General features: G+C 61.1%; 22 protein-coding genes. 14 read left to right on the forward strand and 8 right to left on the reverse strand.

Going from position 1 to position 20,217, the window contains the following annotated elements; genetic code table 11:
- Window positions 1-146 precede the first annotated feature (146 nt).
- The gene (gene nudC / locus Q1A89_RS01350) at window positions 147-1,115 is read left to right on the forward strand and encodes an NAD(+) diphosphatase (protein WP_299722630.1); all 969 of its coding nucleotides are present in this window, start codon (window positions 147-149) and stop codon (window positions 1,113-1,115) included.
- A gap of 39 nt (window positions 1,116-1,154) precedes the next feature.
- Window positions 1,155-1,622: an SRPBCC family protein gene (locus Q1A89_RS01355; RefSeq protein WP_299722633.1), complete on the forward strand. Its 468-nt coding sequence runs from the start codon at window positions 1,155-1,157 to the stop codon at window positions 1,620-1,622.
- A gap of 67 nt (window positions 1,623-1,689) precedes the next feature.
- On the opposite strand, the gene Q1A89_RS01360 is transcribed toward Q1A89_RS01355, so the two are convergent.
- Window positions 1,690-2,520, reverse strand: coding sequence for a prephenate dehydratase (locus tag Q1A89_RS01360; RefSeq protein WP_299722635.1), 831 nt, complete (start codon window positions 2,518-2,520; stop codon window positions 1,690-1,692).
- 140 nt (window positions 2,521-2,660) lie between these two features.
- Between Q1A89_RS01360 and Q1A89_RS01365 the strand changes: the two genes are divergently transcribed.
- The 5 genes from Q1A89_RS01365 to Q1A89_RS01385 all read left to right on the forward strand — a co-directional run bounded on the left by Q1A89_RS01365 (window position 2,661) and on the right by Q1A89_RS01385 (window position 9,156).
- A complete protein-coding gene (locus Q1A89_RS01365) occupies window positions 2,661-3,167 on the forward strand; it encodes a c-type cytochrome (protein ID WP_299722637.1) in 507 nt (168 codons plus the stop codon).
- A 194-nt stretch (window positions 3,168-3,361) separates the two neighbouring features.
- Window positions 3,362-5,314, forward strand: coding sequence for an extracellular solute-binding protein (locus tag Q1A89_RS01370; RefSeq protein ID WP_299722639.1), 1,953 nt, complete (start codon window positions 3,362-3,364; stop codon window positions 5,312-5,314).
- 4 nt (window positions 5,315-5,318) lie between these two features.
- On the forward strand, window positions 5,319-6,410 hold the full coding sequence (locus Q1A89_RS01375) for a microcin C ABC transporter permease YejB (protein WP_299722641.1): 1,092 nt from the start codon (window positions 5,319-5,321) through the stop codon (window positions 6,408-6,410).
- A gap of 59 nt (window positions 6,411-6,469) precedes the next feature.
- On the forward strand, window positions 6,470-7,579 hold the full coding sequence (locus Q1A89_RS01380) for an ABC transporter permease (protein WP_299726015.1): 1,110 nt from the start codon (window positions 6,470-6,472) through the stop codon (window positions 7,577-7,579).
- A complete protein-coding gene (locus Q1A89_RS01385; RefSeq protein WP_299722644.1) occupies window positions 7,579-9,156 on the forward strand; it encodes an ABC transporter ATP-binding protein in 1,578 nt (525 codons plus the stop codon). The genes Q1A89_RS01380 and Q1A89_RS01385 overlap by 1 nt, the downstream gene beginning before the upstream one ends.
- 42 nt (window positions 9,157-9,198) lie before the next feature.
- On the opposite strand, the gene Q1A89_RS01390 is transcribed toward Q1A89_RS01385, so the two are convergent.
- Window positions 9,199-9,435 (reverse strand): DUF6552 family protein, encoded by a 237-nt coding sequence (locus Q1A89_RS01390; protein ID WP_299722646.1) that lies wholly within the window; start codon window positions 9,433-9,435, stop codon window positions 9,199-9,201.
- The gene (locus Q1A89_RS01395; protein WP_299722649.1) at window positions 9,432-9,566 is read right to left on the reverse strand and encodes a hypothetical protein; all 135 of its coding nucleotides are present in this window, start codon (window positions 9,564-9,566) and stop codon (window positions 9,432-9,434) included. The genes Q1A89_RS01390 and Q1A89_RS01395 overlap by 4 nt, the downstream gene beginning before the upstream one ends.
- A gap of 103 nt (window positions 9,567-9,669) precedes the next feature.
- Between Q1A89_RS01395 and Q1A89_RS01400 the strand changes: the two genes are divergently transcribed.
- Window positions 9,670-10,545, forward strand: a complete 876-nt coding sequence (locus Q1A89_RS01400; RefSeq protein ID WP_299722652.1) for a LysR family transcriptional regulator — start codon at window positions 9,670-9,672, stop codon at window positions 10,543-10,545.
- Between the two features lie 97 nt (window positions 10,546-10,642).
- Window positions 10,643-11,083, forward strand: a complete 441-nt coding sequence (locus Q1A89_RS01405; protein WP_299722655.1) for a hypothetical protein — start codon at window positions 10,643-10,645, stop codon at window positions 11,081-11,083.
- 13 nt (window positions 11,084-11,096) lie between these two features.
- On the opposite strand, the gene Q1A89_RS01410 is transcribed toward Q1A89_RS01405, so the two are convergent.
- The 3 genes from Q1A89_RS01410 to Q1A89_RS01420 all read right to left on the reverse strand — a co-directional run bounded on the left by Q1A89_RS01410 (window position 11,097) and on the right by Q1A89_RS01420 (window position 13,770).
- The gene (locus tag Q1A89_RS01410; protein ID WP_299726018.1) at window positions 11,097-12,485 is read right to left on the reverse strand and encodes a D-alanyl-D-alanine carboxypeptidase family protein; all 1,389 of its coding nucleotides are present in this window, start codon (window positions 12,483-12,485) and stop codon (window positions 11,097-11,099) included.
- 260 nt (window positions 12,486-12,745) lie between these two features.
- Complete coding sequence (locus Q1A89_RS01415) at window positions 12,746-13,072, reverse strand: hypothetical protein (RefSeq protein ID WP_299722658.1); 327 nt, start codon at window positions 13,070-13,072, stop codon at window positions 12,746-12,748.
- Window positions 13,072-13,770, reverse strand: coding sequence for an HAD family hydrolase (locus Q1A89_RS01420; RefSeq protein WP_299722661.1), 699 nt, complete (start codon window positions 13,768-13,770; stop codon window positions 13,072-13,074). The genes Q1A89_RS01415 and Q1A89_RS01420 overlap by 1 nt, the downstream gene beginning before the upstream one ends.
- Window positions 13,771-13,860: 90 nt before the next feature.
- On the opposite strand from Q1A89_RS01420, the gene clpS reads away from it, so the two are divergent.
- The 4 genes from clpS (at window position 13,861) to hemF (ending at window position 16,954) form a co-directional block, all read left to right on the forward strand.
- On the forward strand, window positions 13,861-14,202 hold the full coding sequence (gene clpS / locus Q1A89_RS01425) for an ATP-dependent Clp protease adapter ClpS (RefSeq protein WP_299726021.1): 342 nt from the start codon (window positions 13,861-13,863) through the stop codon (window positions 14,200-14,202).
- Window positions 14,203-15,186 (forward strand): methyltransferase, encoded by a 984-nt coding sequence (locus Q1A89_RS01430; RefSeq protein ID WP_299722664.1) that lies wholly within the window; start codon window positions 14,203-14,205, stop codon window positions 15,184-15,186.
- A gap of 2 nt (window positions 15,187-15,188) precedes the next feature.
- Window positions 15,189-15,992, forward strand: a complete 804-nt coding sequence (locus Q1A89_RS01435; RefSeq protein WP_299722667.1) for an SDR family oxidoreductase — start codon at window positions 15,189-15,191, stop codon at window positions 15,990-15,992.
- A gap of 68 nt (window positions 15,993-16,060) precedes the next feature.
- The gene (hemF, locus tag Q1A89_RS01440; RefSeq protein ID WP_299722670.1) at window positions 16,061-16,954 is read left to right on the forward strand and encodes an oxygen-dependent coproporphyrinogen oxidase; all 894 of its coding nucleotides are present in this window, start codon (window positions 16,061-16,063) and stop codon (window positions 16,952-16,954) included.
- 64 nt (window positions 16,955-17,018) lie between these two features.
- Here the strand turns inward: hemF and Q1A89_RS01445 are convergent, their stop codons facing one another.
- Entirely contained in the window at window positions 17,019-17,957 is a 939-nt protein-coding gene (locus Q1A89_RS01445; RefSeq protein ID WP_299722673.1) for a fatty acid desaturase family protein, read from the reverse strand.
- A 127-nt stretch (window positions 17,958-18,084) separates the two neighbouring features.
- A complete protein-coding gene (gene hemC, locus Q1A89_RS01450) occupies window positions 18,085-19,053 on the reverse strand; it encodes a hydroxymethylbilane synthase (protein WP_299722676.1) in 969 nt (322 codons plus the stop codon).
- 67 nt (window positions 19,054-19,120) lie between these two features.
- Between hemC and hemE the strand changes: the two genes are divergently transcribed.
- Window positions 19,121-20,164, forward strand: a complete 1,044-nt coding sequence (gene hemE / locus Q1A89_RS01455) for a uroporphyrinogen decarboxylase (RefSeq protein ID WP_299722679.1) — start codon at window positions 19,121-19,123, stop codon at window positions 20,162-20,164.
- Window positions 20,165-20,217 lie beyond the last annotated feature (53 nt).

Genomic DNA, 20,217 nt, shown 5'->3' on the forward strand with positions numbered 1-20,217 from the left:
CTATAGTTGCCCCCATAGGTAGAGCAAACGCAACCCTGTACGGTGCAGTAGGGTGCAATGTGGGTCGGAGGCCACCATTGCGTCCATGTCGCGCCCGTGCCACTCCTGCGCGTCTGAATGCCACGGATGTCACAGGGAAAAGGGCCATGCGTCACGCCGAAACAGTCACCTTCGGAGGGTCCGCGCTGGATCGTGCGGGCGAGTTGCGCGCAGATGCAGCAGCTTTGGCTGCGGCAGCCGCTGATCCTGCTGCCCGCACCATTCTGATGTGGCGGGGCAAGCCGCTGATCAATCGCGCCCGCCCTGCATCGCTGCTGCGTTTGCCGCTCGATCACCCAGCACTGGCCGAGGCCGACCCCGCGTCGATCTTTCTGGGTCGCGAAGATGGTGCCCCGCGTTTTGCCCATGATCTGTCGGGCTGGCAGCCCGAAGACCTTGATGCCAGCCAGCTTGGCGGCTTTCTGGACCCCAGCGAACAGCGCCACCCGGCCTTTGCGGCGGACGAGGTGTTTGTGGAACTCAGGCGCGTGATGACGTGGCTATCGCCTCGCGATGCAGAACTGGCAGCCACGGCCAAGGCGGTGTTCGGCTGGCATGACAGCCATCGGTTCTGTGCCAAATGCGGTGCGCCGTCAGAGATCAGCATGGGCGGCTGGCAGCGCACCTGCCCGGCCTGCCACGCGCATCACTTTCCGCGCACGGACCCGGTGGTGATCATGTTGATCACCCATGGCAATGCGGTGCTAATGGGCCGCTCTCCGGGTTGGCCGGAGGGGATGTATTCGCTGCTGGCCGGTTTCGTGGAACCGGGCGAGACGCTGGAGGCGGCAGTGCGGCGCGAAGTCTTTGAAGAGGCGGGAGTGCGGGTTGGCGCGGTTGACTACCTCTCGAGCCAGCCATGGCCTTTTCCCGCTTCGCTGATGTTTGGCTGTCAGGGCGAAGCAACCAGCCACGAGATCACCATTGATCCGGCGGAAATCGAGGCGGCCATGTGGGTCAGCCGCGAAGAGATGATGACCGTGTTCGCAGGCGATCACCCGGCCATCCTGCCTGCACGCAAGGGTGCAATCGCGCACTTTTTGATTGAAAACTGGCTTGCGGACACATTGGATTAATCCGAAACTGCGTTCCACAAAAGCAAACAGGCACCCTTCATGAAATTCTCGGCAAGAGAAGACATTTCCGGCCCGATCGAACAGGTGTTTGACGCCTTGTGCGATTTTGAAGCGTTCGAGCGGCTGGCGATGCGCCGTGGCGCCGAATTGCAGCGGGTCGATTCGATTGCGCAGCCCGGTGTTGGCATGCAGTGGCGGGTGAAATACCGCATGCGCGGGCGCAAACGGGAATTCGATCTGGCGCTGATCGAGTTCGACCGGCCCAACCAGATGGTGTTTGACGCTAAGTCCTCGGGCATCGAGGCGAAGTTCTCCGTTGATCTGCTGGCCCTGTCCCGTAGCCGCACGCGGATGGCGGTTGCGCTGGACATGACGCCGCTGAACCTGTCCGCCCGTCTGCTGATTCAGTCGTTGAAACTGGCCAAGTCGAACCTCTCCAAGCGGTTCAAGGATCGGGTGGCCGATTATTGCAAAGGCCTGGGCGAGCGGTTGCAGCGCACGGCCTGACGCTCTGGCCACCGGGCGGCTCTGTTTGACCCTGTCGGGTCAAAGGCGCCCGCCCGCCGACCCTGGATCAGTCCCGTTTGGCCGCCGCCGGGTACACGCCCAGAATATCCAGCCTGTTGGTGAAAAAGGACAACTCGTCCAGCGCGCGCGCCAGTGCCGGGTCGTCCGGGTGCCCTTCGACGTCCGCATAGAATTGCGTGGCGGTAAAGGCGCCGCCGACCATGTAGCTTTCCAGCTTGGTCATGTTGACCCCGTTGGTGGCAAAGCCGCCCATCGCTTTATAAAGCGCGGCTGGAATGTTGCGCACCTCAAAGACAAAGGTGGTGATCATCGTCTCGCCGCGCCGGGACGTGTCGTCCTTGGGCGACATCAGCAAAAAGCGGGTCGTGTTGTGCCCCTGATCTTCGATGTCACGGGCCAGAATATCGAGCCCGTGGATATCTGCGGCCACGGCCGAAGCCAGCGCACCGACACCCATTTCGCCCACCTGTGCGATGGCGGCGGCCGCCCCGGCACTGTCAGCTGCCGCTTCGGAGGTGATCCCATGCGTATCCAGAAAGGCGCGGGCCTGCGGGATCAGCACAAGATGGGCGCGCACGTGTTTGATGTCACTCAAGGACTGGCCCGGCATCGCCATCAGCGCAATGCGCACCCGGATAAAGGCCTCGTCGACAATATGCATACCGCTTTCGGGCAGTAGGCGGTGGATGTCGGCCACCCGCCCGTAGGTGGTGTTTTCGACCGGCAACATGGCCATGTCCGCCCGGCCCTCGCGCACGGTCGCAAAGGCGTCTTCGAAGGTGGTGCAGGGCACCGGAATGGCATCCGGACGGGCCTTGACCACGGCCTCGTGGCTGTAGGCTCCCAATTCTCCCTGGAACGCAATTCGGTCTGCCATAGTCTGGTCCTTGTAAGCAGCCCGGCATATTGCGCAGCGCAGGCAGGGCGATTGGTCGCGCTATCTATACCTTGCCAGTGGCAAGGGGAAGCCGTAGATACCCGCGGACAGCAACTGGCGACACGAGGCAACGATTCCAAATGTTCGACACGATGACCTTCACCAAGATCGCGAGCAGCCTGTGCGGCGCTCTGCTTATTTTACTGTTGGGCAAATGGGCCGCTGAAGAGCTTTATCATGCAGGCGGGCATGGTGATCAGTCCTATGTGATCGACACCGGTGCCGACGAGGCAGAAGAAGAAGTGGTCGAAGTGCCCTTTGCCGAAGTATTGGCCGCTGCCGACATTGGTGACGGCGCCAAAGTGTTCCGCAAGTGCAGCGCCTGCCACAAGGTCGAACAGGGTGCGAACGCCACCGGTCCCTATCTTTATGGTGTCGTCGGTCGCGACGTGGACGCGGCATCCGGCTTTACCTCTTACTCCGGCGCGCTGGAGCAGGTCGTAGAGGTGTGGACGCCCGAAGCGCTGAATGATTTCCTTGAGAACCCCAAAGGCTACGCGCCCGGCACCTCCATGGGCTTTAACGGCCTGCCAAAGGTCGAAGACCGCGCTGACGTCATTGCCTATCTCGATAGCCTCGACGACTAGGTCCAAAGGTCACTCCAGACAAGAAACAGCCGTTCGCACCCCGCGAGCGGCTTTTTTCTTGCCGGTTTGGGCGTCCGATCACGCACAAGCGCGCCACATCACATATTCTCAAGTTGCATATTGGCAGCGGGCATCATTAGCTTATGTCACCAAAGACAAGACGGCCCAGAATGCCACGAGACGGAGGATCATCCATGCACAAGACCCGGGATCAGCACCATGCACAGGCCCGCGTGACCACGGCACGTGAACGACACACGCGATGGGGGGCCTTGGGTGTTCTGGGGTTGATTGCCACATTTGCGCTGGCCAGCCTTGTCCGTGCCGACGGGCATGAGAATATCATCGAGTCGCACGGCTTTTCCTTCTACGGGGATCTGAAATATGCAGAGGATTATCCGCATTTTGAGTATGTGAACCCGGATGCACCCAAAGGGGGCGAAATCTCGCTGGGGACGGTTGGGACGTTTGATTCCCTCAACCCCTATTCCCGCAAAGGGCGTGGTGCGGCGCTGTCGACGGTCATGTACGAAAGTCTGCTCGGTGAGGGTGTAAATGGTGCGCCAGCCCCTGCGGATGTCTATGGTGAATATTACGGCCTGCTGGCTGAGCGTCTCGAATATGACGAGGGCAAGAACTGGGTCATCTTCCACATGCGCCCCGAAGCCCGGTTTTCCGATGGCACCCCGGTCACAGCCCATGACATCGAATTCAGCCATAACCTGCTGCTGGATCAGGGCCTGAAATCCTATGGCGATGCGGTGCGCAAACGCATTCCCAAGGTCGAAGTGCTAAGCGATCACAGCATCAAGTTCTACTTTACCCCCGGCATCTCGCGCCGCTCGCTGATTGATCAGGTTGGCTTTGTCCCGGCATGGTCCAAGAAGTGGTACGAGGAATCCGGCGCGCGGCTGGACGAAAGCCGCCTGACGACCTCGCCCGGTTCCGGCCCATACATGCTGGACAGCTTCGATGTGAATCGCCGCATCATCTACAAGCGCAACCCCGACTACTGGGGCAACGATTTGCCGCTCAATGTGGGGCGCAACAATTTCGACACCATCCGCATCGAGTATTTCGGTGACGCCGAAGCAGCCTTCCAGGGCTTCTTGGCGGGTGAATTCACCTATCGGACGGAAAACGACTCCAAAAAATGGGCCACCGGGTACACGGCACCCAAAGTCGAAAGCGGCGCGATTTCAAAGCGCGAATTGCATGATGGCACACCTGCCACACCGTCGGGGATCGTGTTCAACCTGAACCGACCGGTGTTCGCCGACAAACGCGTGCGCGAAGCAGTGTCGCTGGCCTATAATTTCGAGTGGACCAACGCATCCTTGCAATACGGCCTGTTCAAACAGCGCACATCCTTCAGTCAGGACACGCCCGTGATGGCCAAGGGCGTGCCCGAAGGGGCCGAGCTTGCGTTCCTGCAGAACCTTGGCGACGTCGTCCCGGCGGGTATGCTGACCGAGGAGGCACGTTTGCCACATACCTCGAACGAGGCCCGCCTGTTTGACCGGCGCAACGCGCGCAAGGCGATGGCATTGTTGGACGAGGCAGGCTGGGCGGTTGGCGATGACGGTATTCGTCGCAATGCCGAAGGCACGCCGCTCAAGATAAACTTCCTGTTCAACTCCTCCTCTCCGGACACGCTGTCTGGCGCGATGGAAAACTTCGTCTCCAACGTCCAAAAGCTGGGGATCGACATCACCTTGGAAAAGGTCGACCCCTCGCAATACACCTCACGTGAGCGGGACCGGGACTATGATCTGGTCTATGACAGCTACCCGGCGATCCTGGGTGTCGGCACAGGTTTCCGCCAGTTCTTTGGGTCCGAAGCGTCTGAGTTCTCGCTGTTCAACCCCGCAGGTTTGGCCAGCCCGATGGTCGATGCGATCATCGACGCCGCCCTTCAGGCTGAAACGCGCGAAGAGGAAACCACGGCCGTCATGGCGCTGGATCGTGCCTTGCGCCACGAACTGATCATGATCCCCCTTTGGTACAAGCCCAACCACTGGGTCGCCTTTTACGACATGTACGAATTCCCGGATGTCCTGCCAGCCTATGCGCTGGGGCAGCTGGATTTCTGGTGGTACAACGAGGAAAAGGCCGCCGCTCTGAAAGCCTCTGGCGCGCTAAGGTAGATCCATGGGCCCCTATATCCTGCGCAGGCTGCTCTTGGTCATTCCGACCTTGCTGGGCATCCTGCTGGTCAACTTCACCCTCACCCAATTTGTGCCCGGCGGCCCGGTCGAACAGGCCATCGCACGGGCGCAGGGCGGCGGGGACGTGTTTGGCGGCTTTGCCGGGGGCAACAATGATGCAGGCACGGACGAGCTGAACAACGCCTCTGACAGCACCTATGTGGGTGCGCGGGGTCTGCCGCCGGAGTTCATCGCTGAGCTGGAAAAGGAGTTCGGGTTCGACAAACCCCCGGTGCAGCGGTTCCTCAATATGGTCTGGAACTATGCACGGTTTGATTTCGGCGAGAGCTATTTCCGATCTATCGGGGTCATAGACCTCGTGATCGAAAAGCTGCCCGTTTCGATCACCTTGGGTCTGTGGTCAACCCTGATTGCCTATGCGATTTCGATCCCGCTGGGCATTGCCAAGGCGGTGCGTGATGGGACGGCCTTCGATACATGGACGTCCGGTGCGATCATCGCCGCATATGCGATCCCCGGCTTCCTGTTTGCGATCCTGTTGCTGGTGCTCTTTGCGGGCGGCTCCTATTGGCAAATCTTCCCGCTCAGGGGCCTGACCTCGGACAATTTCGATGACCTGACCCTGCTGGGCAAGGTCGGCGACTATTTCTGGCACATCACCCTGCCGGTGTTGGCAGGCACCATCGGGGCCTTTGCCACGCTGACGCTGCTGACCAAGAACAGCTTTCTGGACGAGATCAAAAAGCTTTACGTGATGACCGCCCGCGCCAAGGGCCTGTCAGAGCGCCGCGTGCTTTATGGTCACGTGTTTCGCAACGCCATGCTGATTGTTATCGCAGGCTTTCCGGCCGTGTTCATCGGCGTGTTTTTCGGCGGCTCGCTGATCATCGAAACCATCTTTTCGCTCGACGGCCTCGGCCGGCTCGGGTTCGAGGCGGCGGTGGCGCGGGACTATCCGATCGTGTTCGGCACGCTCTACATCTTTGGGCTGATGGGGCTGCTGGTCGGCATCATTTCCGACCTCATGTATGTGCTGGTCGACCCTCGCATCGACTTTGAGCGGAGGGAAGGCTGATGGCCGTGCAAGAGGCAGAGCTGGACACGCCCGTTGTCGCGCCCCCGCGCAAGCGCCGCATGTTCCAGTTGTCGCCGCTCAACCAGCGGCGCTGGCGAAATTTCAAGAAAAACCGGCGCGCCTTCTGGTCGTTGTGGATTTTCGCGATCCTGTTTGGCGCGTCCCTGTTTGCCGAATTCCTCGCCTATGACAAACCCATCGTGGTGCGCTACCAGAACGAATTCTATTTCCCGATCTGGAACTTCTATGCCGAAACCGACTTTGGCGGCGATTTCCAGACCGAGGCCAGCTATCGCGACCCCGAGGTCGAATGCCTGATCGTGTCGGGCGGGTTGATCGATTGCTTTGACGACCCCGAGGGTGTGATCGAAGACGCTCAGGACGGTGAAGTGAATGGTGAGGCGATCACCAAGGGTTGGACGATCTGGCCGATCATTCCCTACAGCTTTGACACCGCCGTGGATCGCCCCGGTGCGGCGCCGCTGGCCCCGAACGAGGAAAACTGGCTGGGTACAGACGGCACCAAGCGCGACGTGATGGCTCGTGTCATCCACGGATTCCGCCTGTCGGTGTTGTTCACGCTGCTGGTCACTGGCGCCTCGGCTGTGATCGGCGTGATCGCGGGCGCGGTGCAGGGCTATTTCGGGGGTCGGACGGACCTCATTTTCCAGCGGATCATCGAAATCTGGTCCTCTACGCCCAGCCTCTATGTGATCATCATCATGTTTGCCATTCTGGGACGAAGTTTCTGGCTGCTGGTGTTCCTGTTGGTGCTGTTCGGCTGGACTGGCCTTGTGGGTGTGGTGCGGGCCGAATTCCTGCGTGCGCGCAACCTCGAATATGTACGCGCCGCACGCGCCCTTGGGGTCGGCAACCTCACCATCATGTTCCGCCACATGCTGCCCAATGCGATGGTGGCGACGCTGACCATGCTGCCCTTCATCATCACGGGCACAATCTCGTCCCTGGCCGTGCTCGACTTTCTCGGCTTTGGCCTGCCGTCCTCTGCACCCAGCCTGGGCGAGCTGACCCTGCAGGCCAAACAGAACCTGCGCGCGCCATGGATCGCCTTTACCGCGTTCACAGTGTTCGCGATCATGCTCAGCCTGCTGATCTTTATCTTCGAAGGCATCCGCGATGCGTTCGATCCGCGAAAGACGTTTTCCTGATGGCATTGCTTCAAGTCAAGAACCTGAACGTCGGCTTTCGCCAGGACGGAAAGCTGACGCAAGCGGTGCGCGGCGTGTCTTTTTCCGTGGACCGCGGCGAAACGGTTGCCCTTGTGGGGGAATCCGGGTCGGGCAAGTCTGTTTCGGCGCTGTCGACCGTGTCCCTGTTGGGCGACAGTGCGGAAGTCTCAGGCTCGGTCACCTATGACGGGCAAGAGATGATCGGTGCCAGCGAGAGTCTGCTGCGCAAGGTGCGCGGCAACGACATCTCGTTTATCTTTCAAGAGCCGATGACCTCGCTCAACCCGCTGCACACCATTGAAAAGCAACTGGGCGAAAGCCTGGCGCTGCATCAGGGGATCGCCGGGTCTACGGCCCGTGCCCGCATTCTGGAACTGCTCGACAAGGTTGGAATCCGCGACGCCGAAAGCCGCCTTGGCGCCTATCCCCACCAACTCTCAGGCGGGCAACGCCAGCGGGTTATGATCGCTATGGCGCTGGCCAACCAGCCCGACGTTCTGATCGCGGATGAGCCGACGACGGCGCTCGATGTGACCATTCAGGCGCAGATCCTCGACCTGTTGGCCGGGTTGAAACAGACCGAGCGGATGGGTCTTTTGTTCATCACCCACGACCTTGGTATCGTGCGCCGCATCGCCGACCGGGTCTGCGTGATGCAGAACGGCGAGATCGTGGAAACCGGCCCCACGGCCGAGATTTTCGCCAACCCGCAACACCCCTACACCCAAAAGCTGCTGGGCGCGGAACCTACGGGTCAACCCGCCCCTGTGCCCGCCGATGCGCCGCTGATTGCTGAAACGCAAAACCTGAAGGTCTGGTTTCCGATCACCGCAGGCCTGCTGCGCCGCACCGTGGGCCATGTGAAGGCCGTCAACGATGCCACCCTTCAGATCCATGCCGGAGAGACAGTTGGAATTGTCGGCGAAAGCGGGTCGGGCAAGACCACACTGGCGCTGGCCATCATGCGCCTGATCTCTTCTGAGGGCGGCATCGTCTATATGGGGCAGGACATTCGCGGCTGGAAAGTGCGCGAGCTGCGCCGCCTGCGCAAAGACATGCAGATCGTGTTTCAGGATCCCTACGGCTCGCTGTCGCCGCGGATGACGGCCGCGCAGATTATTTCCGAAGGGTTGGCAATCCACGGCGTCGAAGACGGGCGGGACACCCGCACCGTTGTCGCCGAGATCATGGCCGAGGTTGGCCTCGATCCGTTGTCGATGGACCGCTATCCGCATGAATTCTCGGGCGGGCAGCGCCAGCGCATCGCCATCGCGCGCGCCATGGTGCTGCGCCCCAAACTGGTGGTGCTGGATGAACCGACCTCTGCGCTGGATATGACGGTGCAGGTGCAGATCGTTGAGTTGTTGCGCGGCTTGCAGCAGAAATACGGATTGGCCTTCCTGTTCATCAGCCACGATCTCAAGGTCGTGCGTGCCATGTCGCACAAGGTGCTGGTGATGAAACAGGGGGACGTTGTCGAACAGGGCACAGCGGACGATCTGTTCGAACGTCCGCAGTCGGATTACACCCGCACGCTGTTGCAGGCGACGCACTAAGGGCAGCGGTCAGGGCATTCAACAACGCCCTGCCCACCGTTCCTATGGGGCCAACAGTCCGATCAGCATCGCGGCGGCGGCGACGATATGGATCAGCATGATGGCCCGGTCGTTCCAGTGTAGGCCCACGATGAACCACCCCATCAGCCCGATTGTGAAAAAGTACAGGTTGAGAGGGTGCGCGCCCATTGCCGTGGCGCCATAGCCAAGGATCTGTGCGATGGACGCGCCCCATTTGATCGTATCCGTCCCGAACGGCAGACGTCGCGCGCGGATCACAGCCGTTCCAGATTGATGCAGACGGTCTGGCGTGGCTGCCACCACTTGCGCTTGCGGCCATCGTCAACGCGGGTGCAGCGAGTCTCGTTCCGGCTCGCCGTCATGAAAGTATGAGCATAGATGTTCAGCATGGTACACCTCTTGGGGTTGTCGTCTATTGGTGCATTCAATATTGATCGTTAGCCGGTTTCATGCGAGTCAAAGAGAATACTGTTATGTAAGTTGAGATGACATATGGAATGGCGCGAACTTCCCCCGCTTGCCGCATTGCGGGCCTTTGCGGCCTATGTGGACACCGGCAGCGTGGTGGCTGCGGGCGATGCGTTGTCGGTCAGCCATGCGGCGGTCAGCCAGCAGTTGCGCGCGCTGGAAACCTATCTGGGGGTCAGCCTGTTGGATCGGTCCGGGCGTGCGTTGCGGTTGACCAGCGATGGTGAAATCCTCGCGCAGGGCTGCGCAGATGGTTTTGGCCAGATCGCCCGCGCCATTGCTCTGGTCAGCGGTGCCGAGGCCTCGCGCCCGCTACATATCTCGCCCACGCCCAGCTTTGCCGCTGCATGGCTGATGCCGCGCCTGCCGGAATTCCGCGCCGCACATCCGGGTCTGAACATGGTGCTCGACCCGACGCCGGAACTGGTCACACTGGACCCCGGCGGCGTCGATCTGTCGATCCGTTATGGCGACGGTGATTGGCCGGGTCTCGACAGTGAGTTGCTGCTGGAAAGTGCGATGGTCGTCGTGGCCGCGCAGTCGCTGGTTGACGGGCTGGACACGTCCGATCCGGGCAACCTCAGCACTTTACCCTGGCTCGAAGAGGTGGGCACCACGGAAAGCACGCGCTGGCTGGATGCGCGCGGCGTGGCGCGGGGTATGCGCGGCACGCTCATGCAGGTGCCTGGCAACCTGCTGCTGGACGGCGCGCGAGACGGGCAGGGGGTGGCGGTGACCGTGCGCCATTTCGTCGAGGCGGACATCCAGTCGGGTCGTCTTTGCATCCTGCACGAAGATGCGACAGCCGGCATCGGATATCACCTTGTGACGCGTCCGGGTATTCAGCGCCCGCCGCTCAAAGCGTTCCTGCGCTGGATCCGAAAAGCGGCACAGGTCTGAGCCGCAACGTCCCTTCGACAGCGCCACAAGTTCGTGCTATGCTAGAGAAATTGATACGACCCATTTTTTAGATACCATTTCAGAAGGAACACACATTATGCCCGATCTTATTCCGGCTGCTGCCAAGAAAAAGATGGAAGGCGCTTGCAAGAAGGTTGCCAAAAAGGTCGGCAAGGCCGTCAAACCCATCGACGACAAGGGCAAGCTTGAAAAGGCCATCAATGAGAAGTGCAAGAAAGAGATCAAGTCGCTCGACAAGACGGTGGTGAAGTTCTTTGTCGAGCAGTTGAAAAAGGAACTGGCCAAGAAAAACAAGAAGATTGACGGTGAAGGCGTTGTGCCCAAGATCGACAAGAAATGGGTGCCCAAACCGCCCGGGTCGGGTGTGCCATCCCTCACCATCCCGATCACCGAACTGGTGCTGGATCAGCAGAACGACGTGAAGGGCAAATTCTCGATCAAGGTCTGGGCCGACCCGCGCGCCTTTGAAAAGAAGGACAAGGGGGTGATGGTTAATTTCACCCTTGTGAACTGGTAGAGCGTCGGGCCGTTCAGGACGGCCCGATCATAAAGCAGGTCACATTGCGCGCCTGAAGCCGACGGCAGGCAAGGTCCGCGCCGTCCCGCGTCATGCCCATGAAATTGGCGTCAAACCCGGTGGGTCGCCGCACGACTTTGCGCAGGGACCCGTCCAGCGTCGACATCTCGGCCAGCGCCGTTTTGAGCAGAACCTTCTCCGCCTTGTAGCGGCTGGTATAGCGGCCGATGTTCACGCCCCAGTGGCGCCCGCCCGAGGTGGACACACGGGTGACGACCTCGGGTTCGAGGCTGGCAAGGACAACGTCCTTGGGCCGTGCGGCAGGGCGTTTGACCGGGGGCACGACATTGCCTGCCTGCGTCGCCGTTGCGACGACATCTGCAACCGTGGTGGTTTGGGCCGCCTCAAGTGCGGTCTGGATATCATCAGGCAGAACGCTTGAGGCCGCAGGCGCGGCCGCCACAAGCACGGGTGCCTCTGCACCAGGCCGCATCTTGGGCCGGGCCGAGGTTTTTACCGCTCCGCTCAGGCGGATGATCTTGCCCGCAGCGCGCGGGCCGGTTTTGCTGCCCGCCACCACGATCGGTTCATCCCCCGGCACATAGGCTGGTTTGTTGGGACGACGCAGAGGTGCGCGGCTGGGTGCGCGACGAAAGCCGAGGTCAAGCAATTCGGCGACCTTGGCGTTGCGGTTGGCGGTCGATGTGCCGCCAAAGACGGTTGCGATGATGCGCTCCTGGCCCCGCTCGGCGGACGAGACGAGGTTGAAGCCTGCGGCCCGCGTATAGCCCGTCTTGATCCCGTCAGCGCCCTTATAAGCGCCGAGAAAGCGGCGGTTGGTGTTGGCCACTTCGCGCATGCCTGCATCGGTCGAGATGCGCGAGAACAGGTTATAATATTGCGGGAAATCATAGATCATGTGCCGCCCCATGGTGGACATGTCGCGGGCAGTGGACAAATGCCCGCTTTCGGTCAGGCCGTGGGCGTTCTTGAATGTTGTGCGGGTCATGCCCAGCGACGCCGCCGTTCGGTTCATGCGTCGCGCAAAGGCGGCCTCTGAGCCGGAGATCGCTTCGCCGATGGCCGTTGCCGCATCATTGGCTGACTTAACGGCCGCAGCGCGCACCAGAAAGCGCAGCTTGATCTTTTGCCCCTTGCGAAGGCCCAGCTTCGAAGGCGGTTCGGCGGCGGCATTGCCCGAGATGGTCACCACCGTGTCCATGCTGATCTCGCCGCGCTCGACCGCCTGAAACGCGACATAGAGCGTCATCATCTTGGTCAGCGATGCGGGATGCAGCCGGGTGTCGGCGTTGCGCGAGTGCAAAACCTCGCCGGTGCGCGCATCCATCACGAATGCGGCGTAGGGGGCGGCAAGCGCAGACAGTGGCGCAATGACCAACATCCAGAATGCCAATAATACGAATAGCCCGAAACGGGCCGGCGTTATGTGCCGAACCTTCACGATGAACCTGCCTATGTCTGCCTCTGGCCGCCGATTATTCGACTGACCTTTTTATTGTTGCCGACACGCTAACATGGTTCGGATTTTCGATAAAGTGTTGATGCTGTTAACGATTTGATTTTTCTGCGCTGCCAATTCCCACATGTGGGGGCGTGGCTCAGTTGACCCCCAAGACAGGCGATTGTGGCAGGAATGTGGCATCACGGTTCGTGGCGATTGGTCACGTATGTCTCGCTGCTGAAGTGCAGGTTCAGGGAAAAGAAACAGGCCACCGGGATCATCGCCTTGATCGCCACCTCCAGATCGTCGGTGAGGGCGCGCATGAAGGCCGCATCGCGGTGCGACTTGCGCAACAGGGAGATGTCGGCAAGGAGGTGAGAGTGATGGAACTCTGCCGCCGGATAGGCCCGCCCCTTGCATTCACCGGACCCTGCGTCGCGGGTCTGAATGATCGCCTCGATCCGCGCCAGAACGGCCGGTGCATCAATTCCAAGATCGGCGGAAAATTTCAGTTCGGCATGGGGCATTATCGGACCTCGTTCAGAAAATCAGGCAGCGCACCAAGGTCGCTGAGTTCGGCATAGCGTGGATGGCCTTCGGGGGCTTCGGCGGATTCGAATCCCCATTCCAGATCATGGGGCACATAGACGCCGAATCCACCGGCATCGATCATCGGGCGCACATCCGATTTCATGGAATTGCCGATCATCATACCCACTGACGCCCCACCGAAGGGCGCGAATATGCGTGTGTAAACATGGGCTTGCTTGTCCGACACGATCTCGACCCCGTCAAACATTTCGCCAAGGCCGGACTGGGCCAGCTTGCGTTCCTGATGCAGCAAGTCGCCTTTGGTGATCAGCAGCACAGGCCCGCGAGATTTGGCGGCGGCCACGGCCTCGGCGGCGTGAGGCAGCAGATCGATGGGATGTTGCAGCATGTCCTGCCCCGCTGCGATCAGATCAGCGATGACGTGGCCGGGCACGCGCCGGTCCGTCACGTCCAGCGCAGTTTCGATCATCGACAATACGAAGCCTTTGATCCCAAAGCCATAATGTCCAAGGTTGCGTCGCTCTGCGGCCATCAGGGCTGCGTCCAGATCAGGGGCATCGGTGTGCGGGGCCAGCAGCTCGGCGAACCGTTCCTGGGTCAGCTTGAAAAACCGTTCGTTGTGCCAAAGTGTGTCGTCCGCATCAAAGCCAATGCACTCGATTGTGTCGGACATATCCAAAGGCCCTCTTTTCTAACGCCCCATCTGCGTTATATAGACCACCCACAGCACCACCACAGGATTCTAGGATTGATGAGGACGCAGATGCATCCAGATGTGCATATGATGGCGGGTCCACAGGACGATGACAGCGATACCGTTGTCATCACCGACGTCAAACCCAAGACCAAGCGCCCGCCGCTCTACAAGGTGCTGCTGCTGAATGACGACTACACGCCGATGGAATTTGTCGTCCATGTGCTGGAACGGTTCTTTGGCCTCAACCACGCCCAGGCGTTCGAGATCATGCTGACCGTCCACAAAAAGGGGCTGGCCGTGGTTGGCGTGTTCAGTCACGAGATTGCCGAGACCAAGGTGGCCCAAGTCATGGACTACGCCCGGCGCCACCAGCACCCCCTGCAATGCACCATGGAAAAAGAAGAGTAAGTGATCACTGATCGCCTGCCTCTTGCGCTCGAAGCGGTAACGCTGCCGGGCGACGGCCCCGTGGCCGTGTTGCACCCGGCTGTTGGGGTGGACCTGTCTGCCCTGCCGCAGGACCGTGTGCTGGTCGTCTCGCCCATGGCCACGGTCTGTGCCGGCTTTGCCGCGCGGGGGTACGATGTGCGCGCCGATATGCCCGACGATGTGCGCTTTGCCGCCAGCATCGTGTGCCTGACCCGTGCCCGGGCCGAGGCGCAGGCGCTGATCGCTGCGGCCATGGCCCGTACAGATGGGTTGGTGATCGTGGACGGTCAAAAGACCGATGGCGCGGATTCGATGCTGAAGGCACTGCGCAAACGGGTCGAGATCAGCGCGCCGATCTCCAAGGCCCATGGCAAGATCTACTGGACTCAAGGCGGTGCGGATTTCACCGACTGGGCCCGTGGGCCCGAGTTGCATCCCGGCGGGTTCTGGACAGCACCGGGTGTGTTTTCCGCCGATGCGGTCGATCCGGCTTCGGAAATGCTGGCGCAGGCCTTGCCCGATGTCATGGCGGGCACCGTCGCCGATCTGGGCGCGGGTTGGGGGTACCTGTCGGCCCACATCCTGACCCGCGACGTCAAGGCGGTGCATCTGGTCGAGGTCCATGACATGGCCCTGCAATGCGCACGTCACAACGTGACCGACCCGCGCGCGCAGTTTCACTGGGCGGATGCGACCACCTGGACCCCGCCAGAACAGGTCGATGCAGTGGTGATGAACCCGCCTTTTCACGCCGGCCGCACGGCGGACCCATCGCTGGGCCGCGCCTTTATCGCCGCAGCAGCGCGGGTGCTGAAACCGCATGGCGCGCTGTGGATGGTGGCCAACCGGCACCTTCCGTACGAGGCAGCACTGGCCAAGGCATTCACCAAAACTGTTGATCTGGACGGCGATGCGCGGTTCAAACTGGTGCGGGCCGAACGACCCAAACGGAAACGGGGATAGCAATGTCATTTTCCATCAGCGGCAAGACCGCCATCGTGACAGGGGCCGCCAATGGCATCGGACTGGCCATCGCCCGCCAATTTGCGGATCGTGGCGCGAACGTCATGTGCGCGGACATGGATGAAAAGCGGCTGGCCGCCGAACTGGGTGACATGCCCGACGATGCCAACATCCGCTACTTTGCCGGTGATCTGCGGCAACGGCTGACCATCGCCAACCTGATTTCGGCCACCATCGACGCCTTCGACCAGATCGACATTCTGGTCAACGCCTCGCGTCAGGTGATGGAAACCGATGCGCTGGACCCCGAGGATATGTCCGTCGACGCCCTGTTTCAGCAGAACGTCATGACCGCCCTACGCCTCACCCAGCAGGTCGCGCGGCGCATGATCAAGCAGAACGCAGGCAACGAAAGCGAAGGCGGCAAAGGCTCGATCATCAATCTCAGCTCGATTGCAGCGCATCAAACGCGGCCTGAACTGCTGGGCTATTCCATCGCCTCGGCGGGTTTGGAGCAGATGACGCGGTCCATGGCGCTGGCGCTGGCACCCGAGGGCATCCGTGTGAACGCCGTGGCCTTTGGCTCAGTGATGTCGGCTTCGCTCAAATCCTCTATCGGCAACCACCCCGACTGGCGCGATGAGATCGAGCAGCAGACACCCCTGCACCGGATCGCAAGCCCGAACGAGTTGGTGGACGCGGTGCAGTTCTTTGCCTCGGACGGGTCCGGCTTTGTCACCGGCGATGTGCTGACGGTGGATGGCGGGCGCAGTCTGCTGGACGCGGTCGAAGCCCCCGCGCACTGAGGCGTTTTGCCCTTGGCCCGCAGGTCGGCATTGGGCTAGAAAACTGTCAACCTGACAGGACAGTGCCAATGACCGAACAGTTCGACACCCAGAAAACCCGTGCCGCTGCGTGGTTTCGCACATTGCGCGATGACATCGTCGCCGCCTTCGAGGGGCTGGAGGCCAGCCATGATGTCGGCCCGATGGCCGATTCCGCCCCCGGCGCCTTTGAAGTGAGCGAGACCAAGCGGACTTCGGATGACGGATCGGACGCGGGTGGCGGCTTGATGAGCGTGATGCGCGGCGGTCGCGTGTTTGAAAAGGTCGGCGTCAATATCTCGACCGTTTACGGCACATTGGGCGAGCGTGCGCAGATGGCCATGGCCGCGCGCAAGGGCATTCCGGGGATGAAGGATGACCCGCGCTTCTGGGCCTCGGGCATCTCGCTGGTTGCCCATATGCAGAACCCACATGCCCCTGCTGTGCACATGAATACCCGCATGTTCTGGACCCCCCATGCGTGGTGGTTCGGTGGTGGCTCTGATCTCAATCCTTGCATCGAATATGCGGAGGACACGACTCATTTCCACGACCAGCAGCGATTGCATCTGGACCCGCACGGAACGGATTTCTACCCTCGGCTAAAGGAATGGGCAGACGAGTATTTCTATGTGCCCCATCGGGGCCGGGCGCGGGGCGTCGGGGGCATCTTTATGGATGATCACTGCACGGGAGACTGGGAGGCGGATTTTGCGCTGACCCAGGACATTGGCCGCGCCTTCCTGCCCGCCTATCTGCCGCTGGTCGAAAAACGCCGTGTGCAGGATTGGGACGCGGCCGACAAGGATGCGCAACTGGTCCATCGCGGGCTTTATGCGGAATACAACCTTGTCTACGACCGTGGCACCAAGTTCGGTCTGGAAACCGGCCATGACGCCAATGCGGTACTGATGAGCCTGCCGCCGCTGGCCAAATGGGTTTAGGCCCGCTGGCTGGTCTGTTTTCTGCGCAGCGGCGCTGCACCTAAAAGGCGCCCACCCACCGACCCTAGCGCCAGCCTGCCTCGGCCAGCGCGGCGCGGTAGCTTGGCGCGATGTTCATCTTGTCCCCCAGACCCTTGGTGACCAGCAGATCATGCATCTTGGGCAGTCGCCAGCAGGGCACATGCATGATCAGGTGATGTTCCAGATGATAGTTGACCCAATAGGGGGCCACGAAGGTCTTGGCAATTGGCCCGGCGCGCGTGGTGCGCACATTGCGCAGTGGGTCCTCGGACATCTCGGTCGCGCCATGTTCGGCGATGTTGCGCACCCGCAGCACAAACTGGAACCACGTCAGGTAAGGTACGATCCAGAACACGATGCCCCACCACCAATCTCCGATCAGGCTGATCACCAGAGCGATGCCGAAGAACACCGGGAATGCTGTAAAGATCGTGTTGGATTTGAAAGCCTGCGCGGCGTCGCCCTCGGCTGCCTTGATGGCATCGTCATCCCCGGCCAGAAGCACAAATGCCATGATCTGGCTGATCAGTTGTTTGACCCCCGTCTGCCCGGTCAGGTCGCGGAGGAATTTTCGACGCAGCGAGGCCCGCGAGGTCGGGAATTTCGCGCTGAGCACCAGGTCGGGGTCCTTGTCGGTCTGGGTAAAGCGGTGATGGGTCAGGTGGTAGTGCCGGTAGGCCGCGAGGTCGGCCATGATCGGCCAGCCACACAGCCAAGTGCCGACAAATTCGTTCAACGCGCGGGTCTTGAACATCGCATTGTGCGCCGCCTCGTGCATCAGGATCGCAAGACCCAACTGGCGCGAGCCGATCAGAAGGATGGCCAGAAGCGCCGTTACCGGGTTGGGCCAAATTGCGAAGAGCGCGATCGCGCCTGCAATCACGCCCCAGCAATGCAGGATCAAGAGCGTGCCTGCGAGGTCAGAACGTGCCGCAAGCGGGCGAATGTCGTCGGGATCAAGAAAGGCTTTGCCGGGGGTCATGGCTATATCCTCCAACTGCAAGATGGGGATTGAGGGCCCGTCGCGTCAAGAAAAACGCCGCGTCCTTTGGTCCGTCGGGGCAGGGGCTTTGCCCCTCGGCGCTTGCGCGCCTCACCCCATGGTATTTTCAGTCAGAAGAAACATGCCAGTCGAAAAAGGCCGGTCCTGCGCGGTTGAGCAACGTCTTGGCAAGCTCAGTGCCCATGGCGGAGCCGTCTGTGATGGGGCCCGAGATGCTGTCTGACAACGCCTCTGATCCATCCGGTCGCAGCACTTCGCCTGTCAGGGTCAGCGTGGTGCCGTCAAGGGTCGCAAGCCCCGCAATGGGCGTTTCGCAAGAGCCATCAAGCGTCAGCAGAAATTGCCGTTCCGCTGCGAGTCGCTGCCCGGTTGCACCATCATGGATAGCTGCCAGCATGCCGGCGGTGTTGGTATCATTCGTGCGCCTCTCGATCCCGATGGCGCCCTGCGCAATGGCGGGCAGCATGTCGGTTGTGGCGACGGGTGTGGCGGGCACATATTTCATATCCAGCCGGTTGAGGCCCGCGCAGGCGAGGAAGGTGCAGGCGGCCACGCCATCCTGCAGCTTTTTCAGCCGGGTCTGCACGTTGCCGCGAAATTCGACCACGTTGAGGTCGCCCCGTTTGTTCAGCAATTGTGCGCGGCGGCGCAGCGACGAGGTGCCGACGATAGCACCCTCGGCAAGGTCGGCGATTTGCGACGCCGAGGGCGACACAAACGCGTCCCGCACATCCTCGCGCGGCAAGTACGTGTCGAGGATCAGGCCGTCGGGCTGGACAGTCGGCATGTCCTTCATCGAGTGAACCGCGATGTCGATCTTGCCTGCCAGCAGATCCTCTTCGATCTCGCGGGTGAAAAGGCCCTTATTTCCAATTTCCTTGAGCGGACGGTCGGCTGCGACCATCGAACGGTCATCGCCCATGACCTTGATCACGATGATCTCGAACGCCTCAAGCGGCAGGTCAAAAGCCGCCGCGAGACGGGCCCGTGTCTCGTAAGCCTGGGCCATCGCCAGAGGTGAGCCGCGCGTACCGATTTTCATTGGCGCGGTTGTGTTTGGAAGTCGCACTGTCATGGGTTTATCTTTTAGGTGTGTCAACTTATCCTGACAACTGGAAACGACGAGTCAAAGGCGCGCGGCGATGAAAGATGCAGTTCAAACCAAGACGATACTGAGGGCGCTGGCCGGAGAGACCCTGCCGACACCGCCCATCTGGATGATGCGTCAAGCGGGTCGCTATCTGCCCGAGTACAAGGCGACGCGCGCGCAAGCCGGGGACTTCCTGTCGTTGTGCTACAATCCCGAACTGGCCGCCGAGGTGACCCTGCAACCCATCCGTCGCTATGGGTTTGACGCTGCGATCCTGTTTGCCGACATTCTGCTGGTGCCGCAGGCGCTGGGGGCGGATTTGTGGTTCGTGACGGGTGAGGGGCCGCGACTGTCCACGATCACCGCGCAGTCCGATTTTGACGCGTTGAAGCCGGTGGAAGCCATCCATGACACGCTGAACCCGATCTATGAGACGGTGAAGATCCTGCGCCATGAATTGCCCGAAGAGACCACTTTGATTGGCTTTGCTGGTGCGCCGTGGACGGTGGCGACCTATATGATCGCGGGGCAGGGCACGCCGGATCAGGGGCCTGCGCATGCTCTGATGCAGGGCAATGTGGCGCTGTTTGAGGCTCTTTTGGCGCGGATCACGGCTGCTACAATCGAATACCTCTCTACCCAGATCGAGGCGGGGGCGGAAGTGGTGAAAATCTTTGACAGCTGGGCCGGGTCGCTGAAGGGCGAGGCCTTTGAGAAATACGCCGTCGCGCCCTGTGCCGAGATCACGGCGGCGATCAAGGCGCGCCATCCCGGCATTCCGGTCATTGGGTTTCCGCGCGAGGCGGGGGACGGGTACATCGGGTTCCATGGTAAGACGGGCGTGGACTGTGTGGCGCTCGACAATTCGGTGTCGGCGGAGTGGGCGGCCAGACACGTGCAGGTCGATGGCTGTGTGCAGGGCAACCTCGCCTCATCCCATATGGTGACCGGCGGACAGGCGCTGGTGGACGAGACGCGCGCCATTGTGAAGGCGCTGTCGGGCGGGCCGCACATCTTCAACCTTGGGCATGGGATCACGCCGGATGCGGACCCCGACAACGTCACGCTGATGATCGAGACGGTGCGTGGAGGCTGAGGCCGGATTTCGGCCTTGACGAGTCGCGGGGGCTGACATAGGTCACGCCTCCA

The organism is uncultured Tateyamaria sp., assembly GCF_947503045.1.
Lineage (GTDB): Bacteria > Pseudomonadota > Alphaproteobacteria > Rhodobacterales > Rhodobacteraceae > Tateyamaria.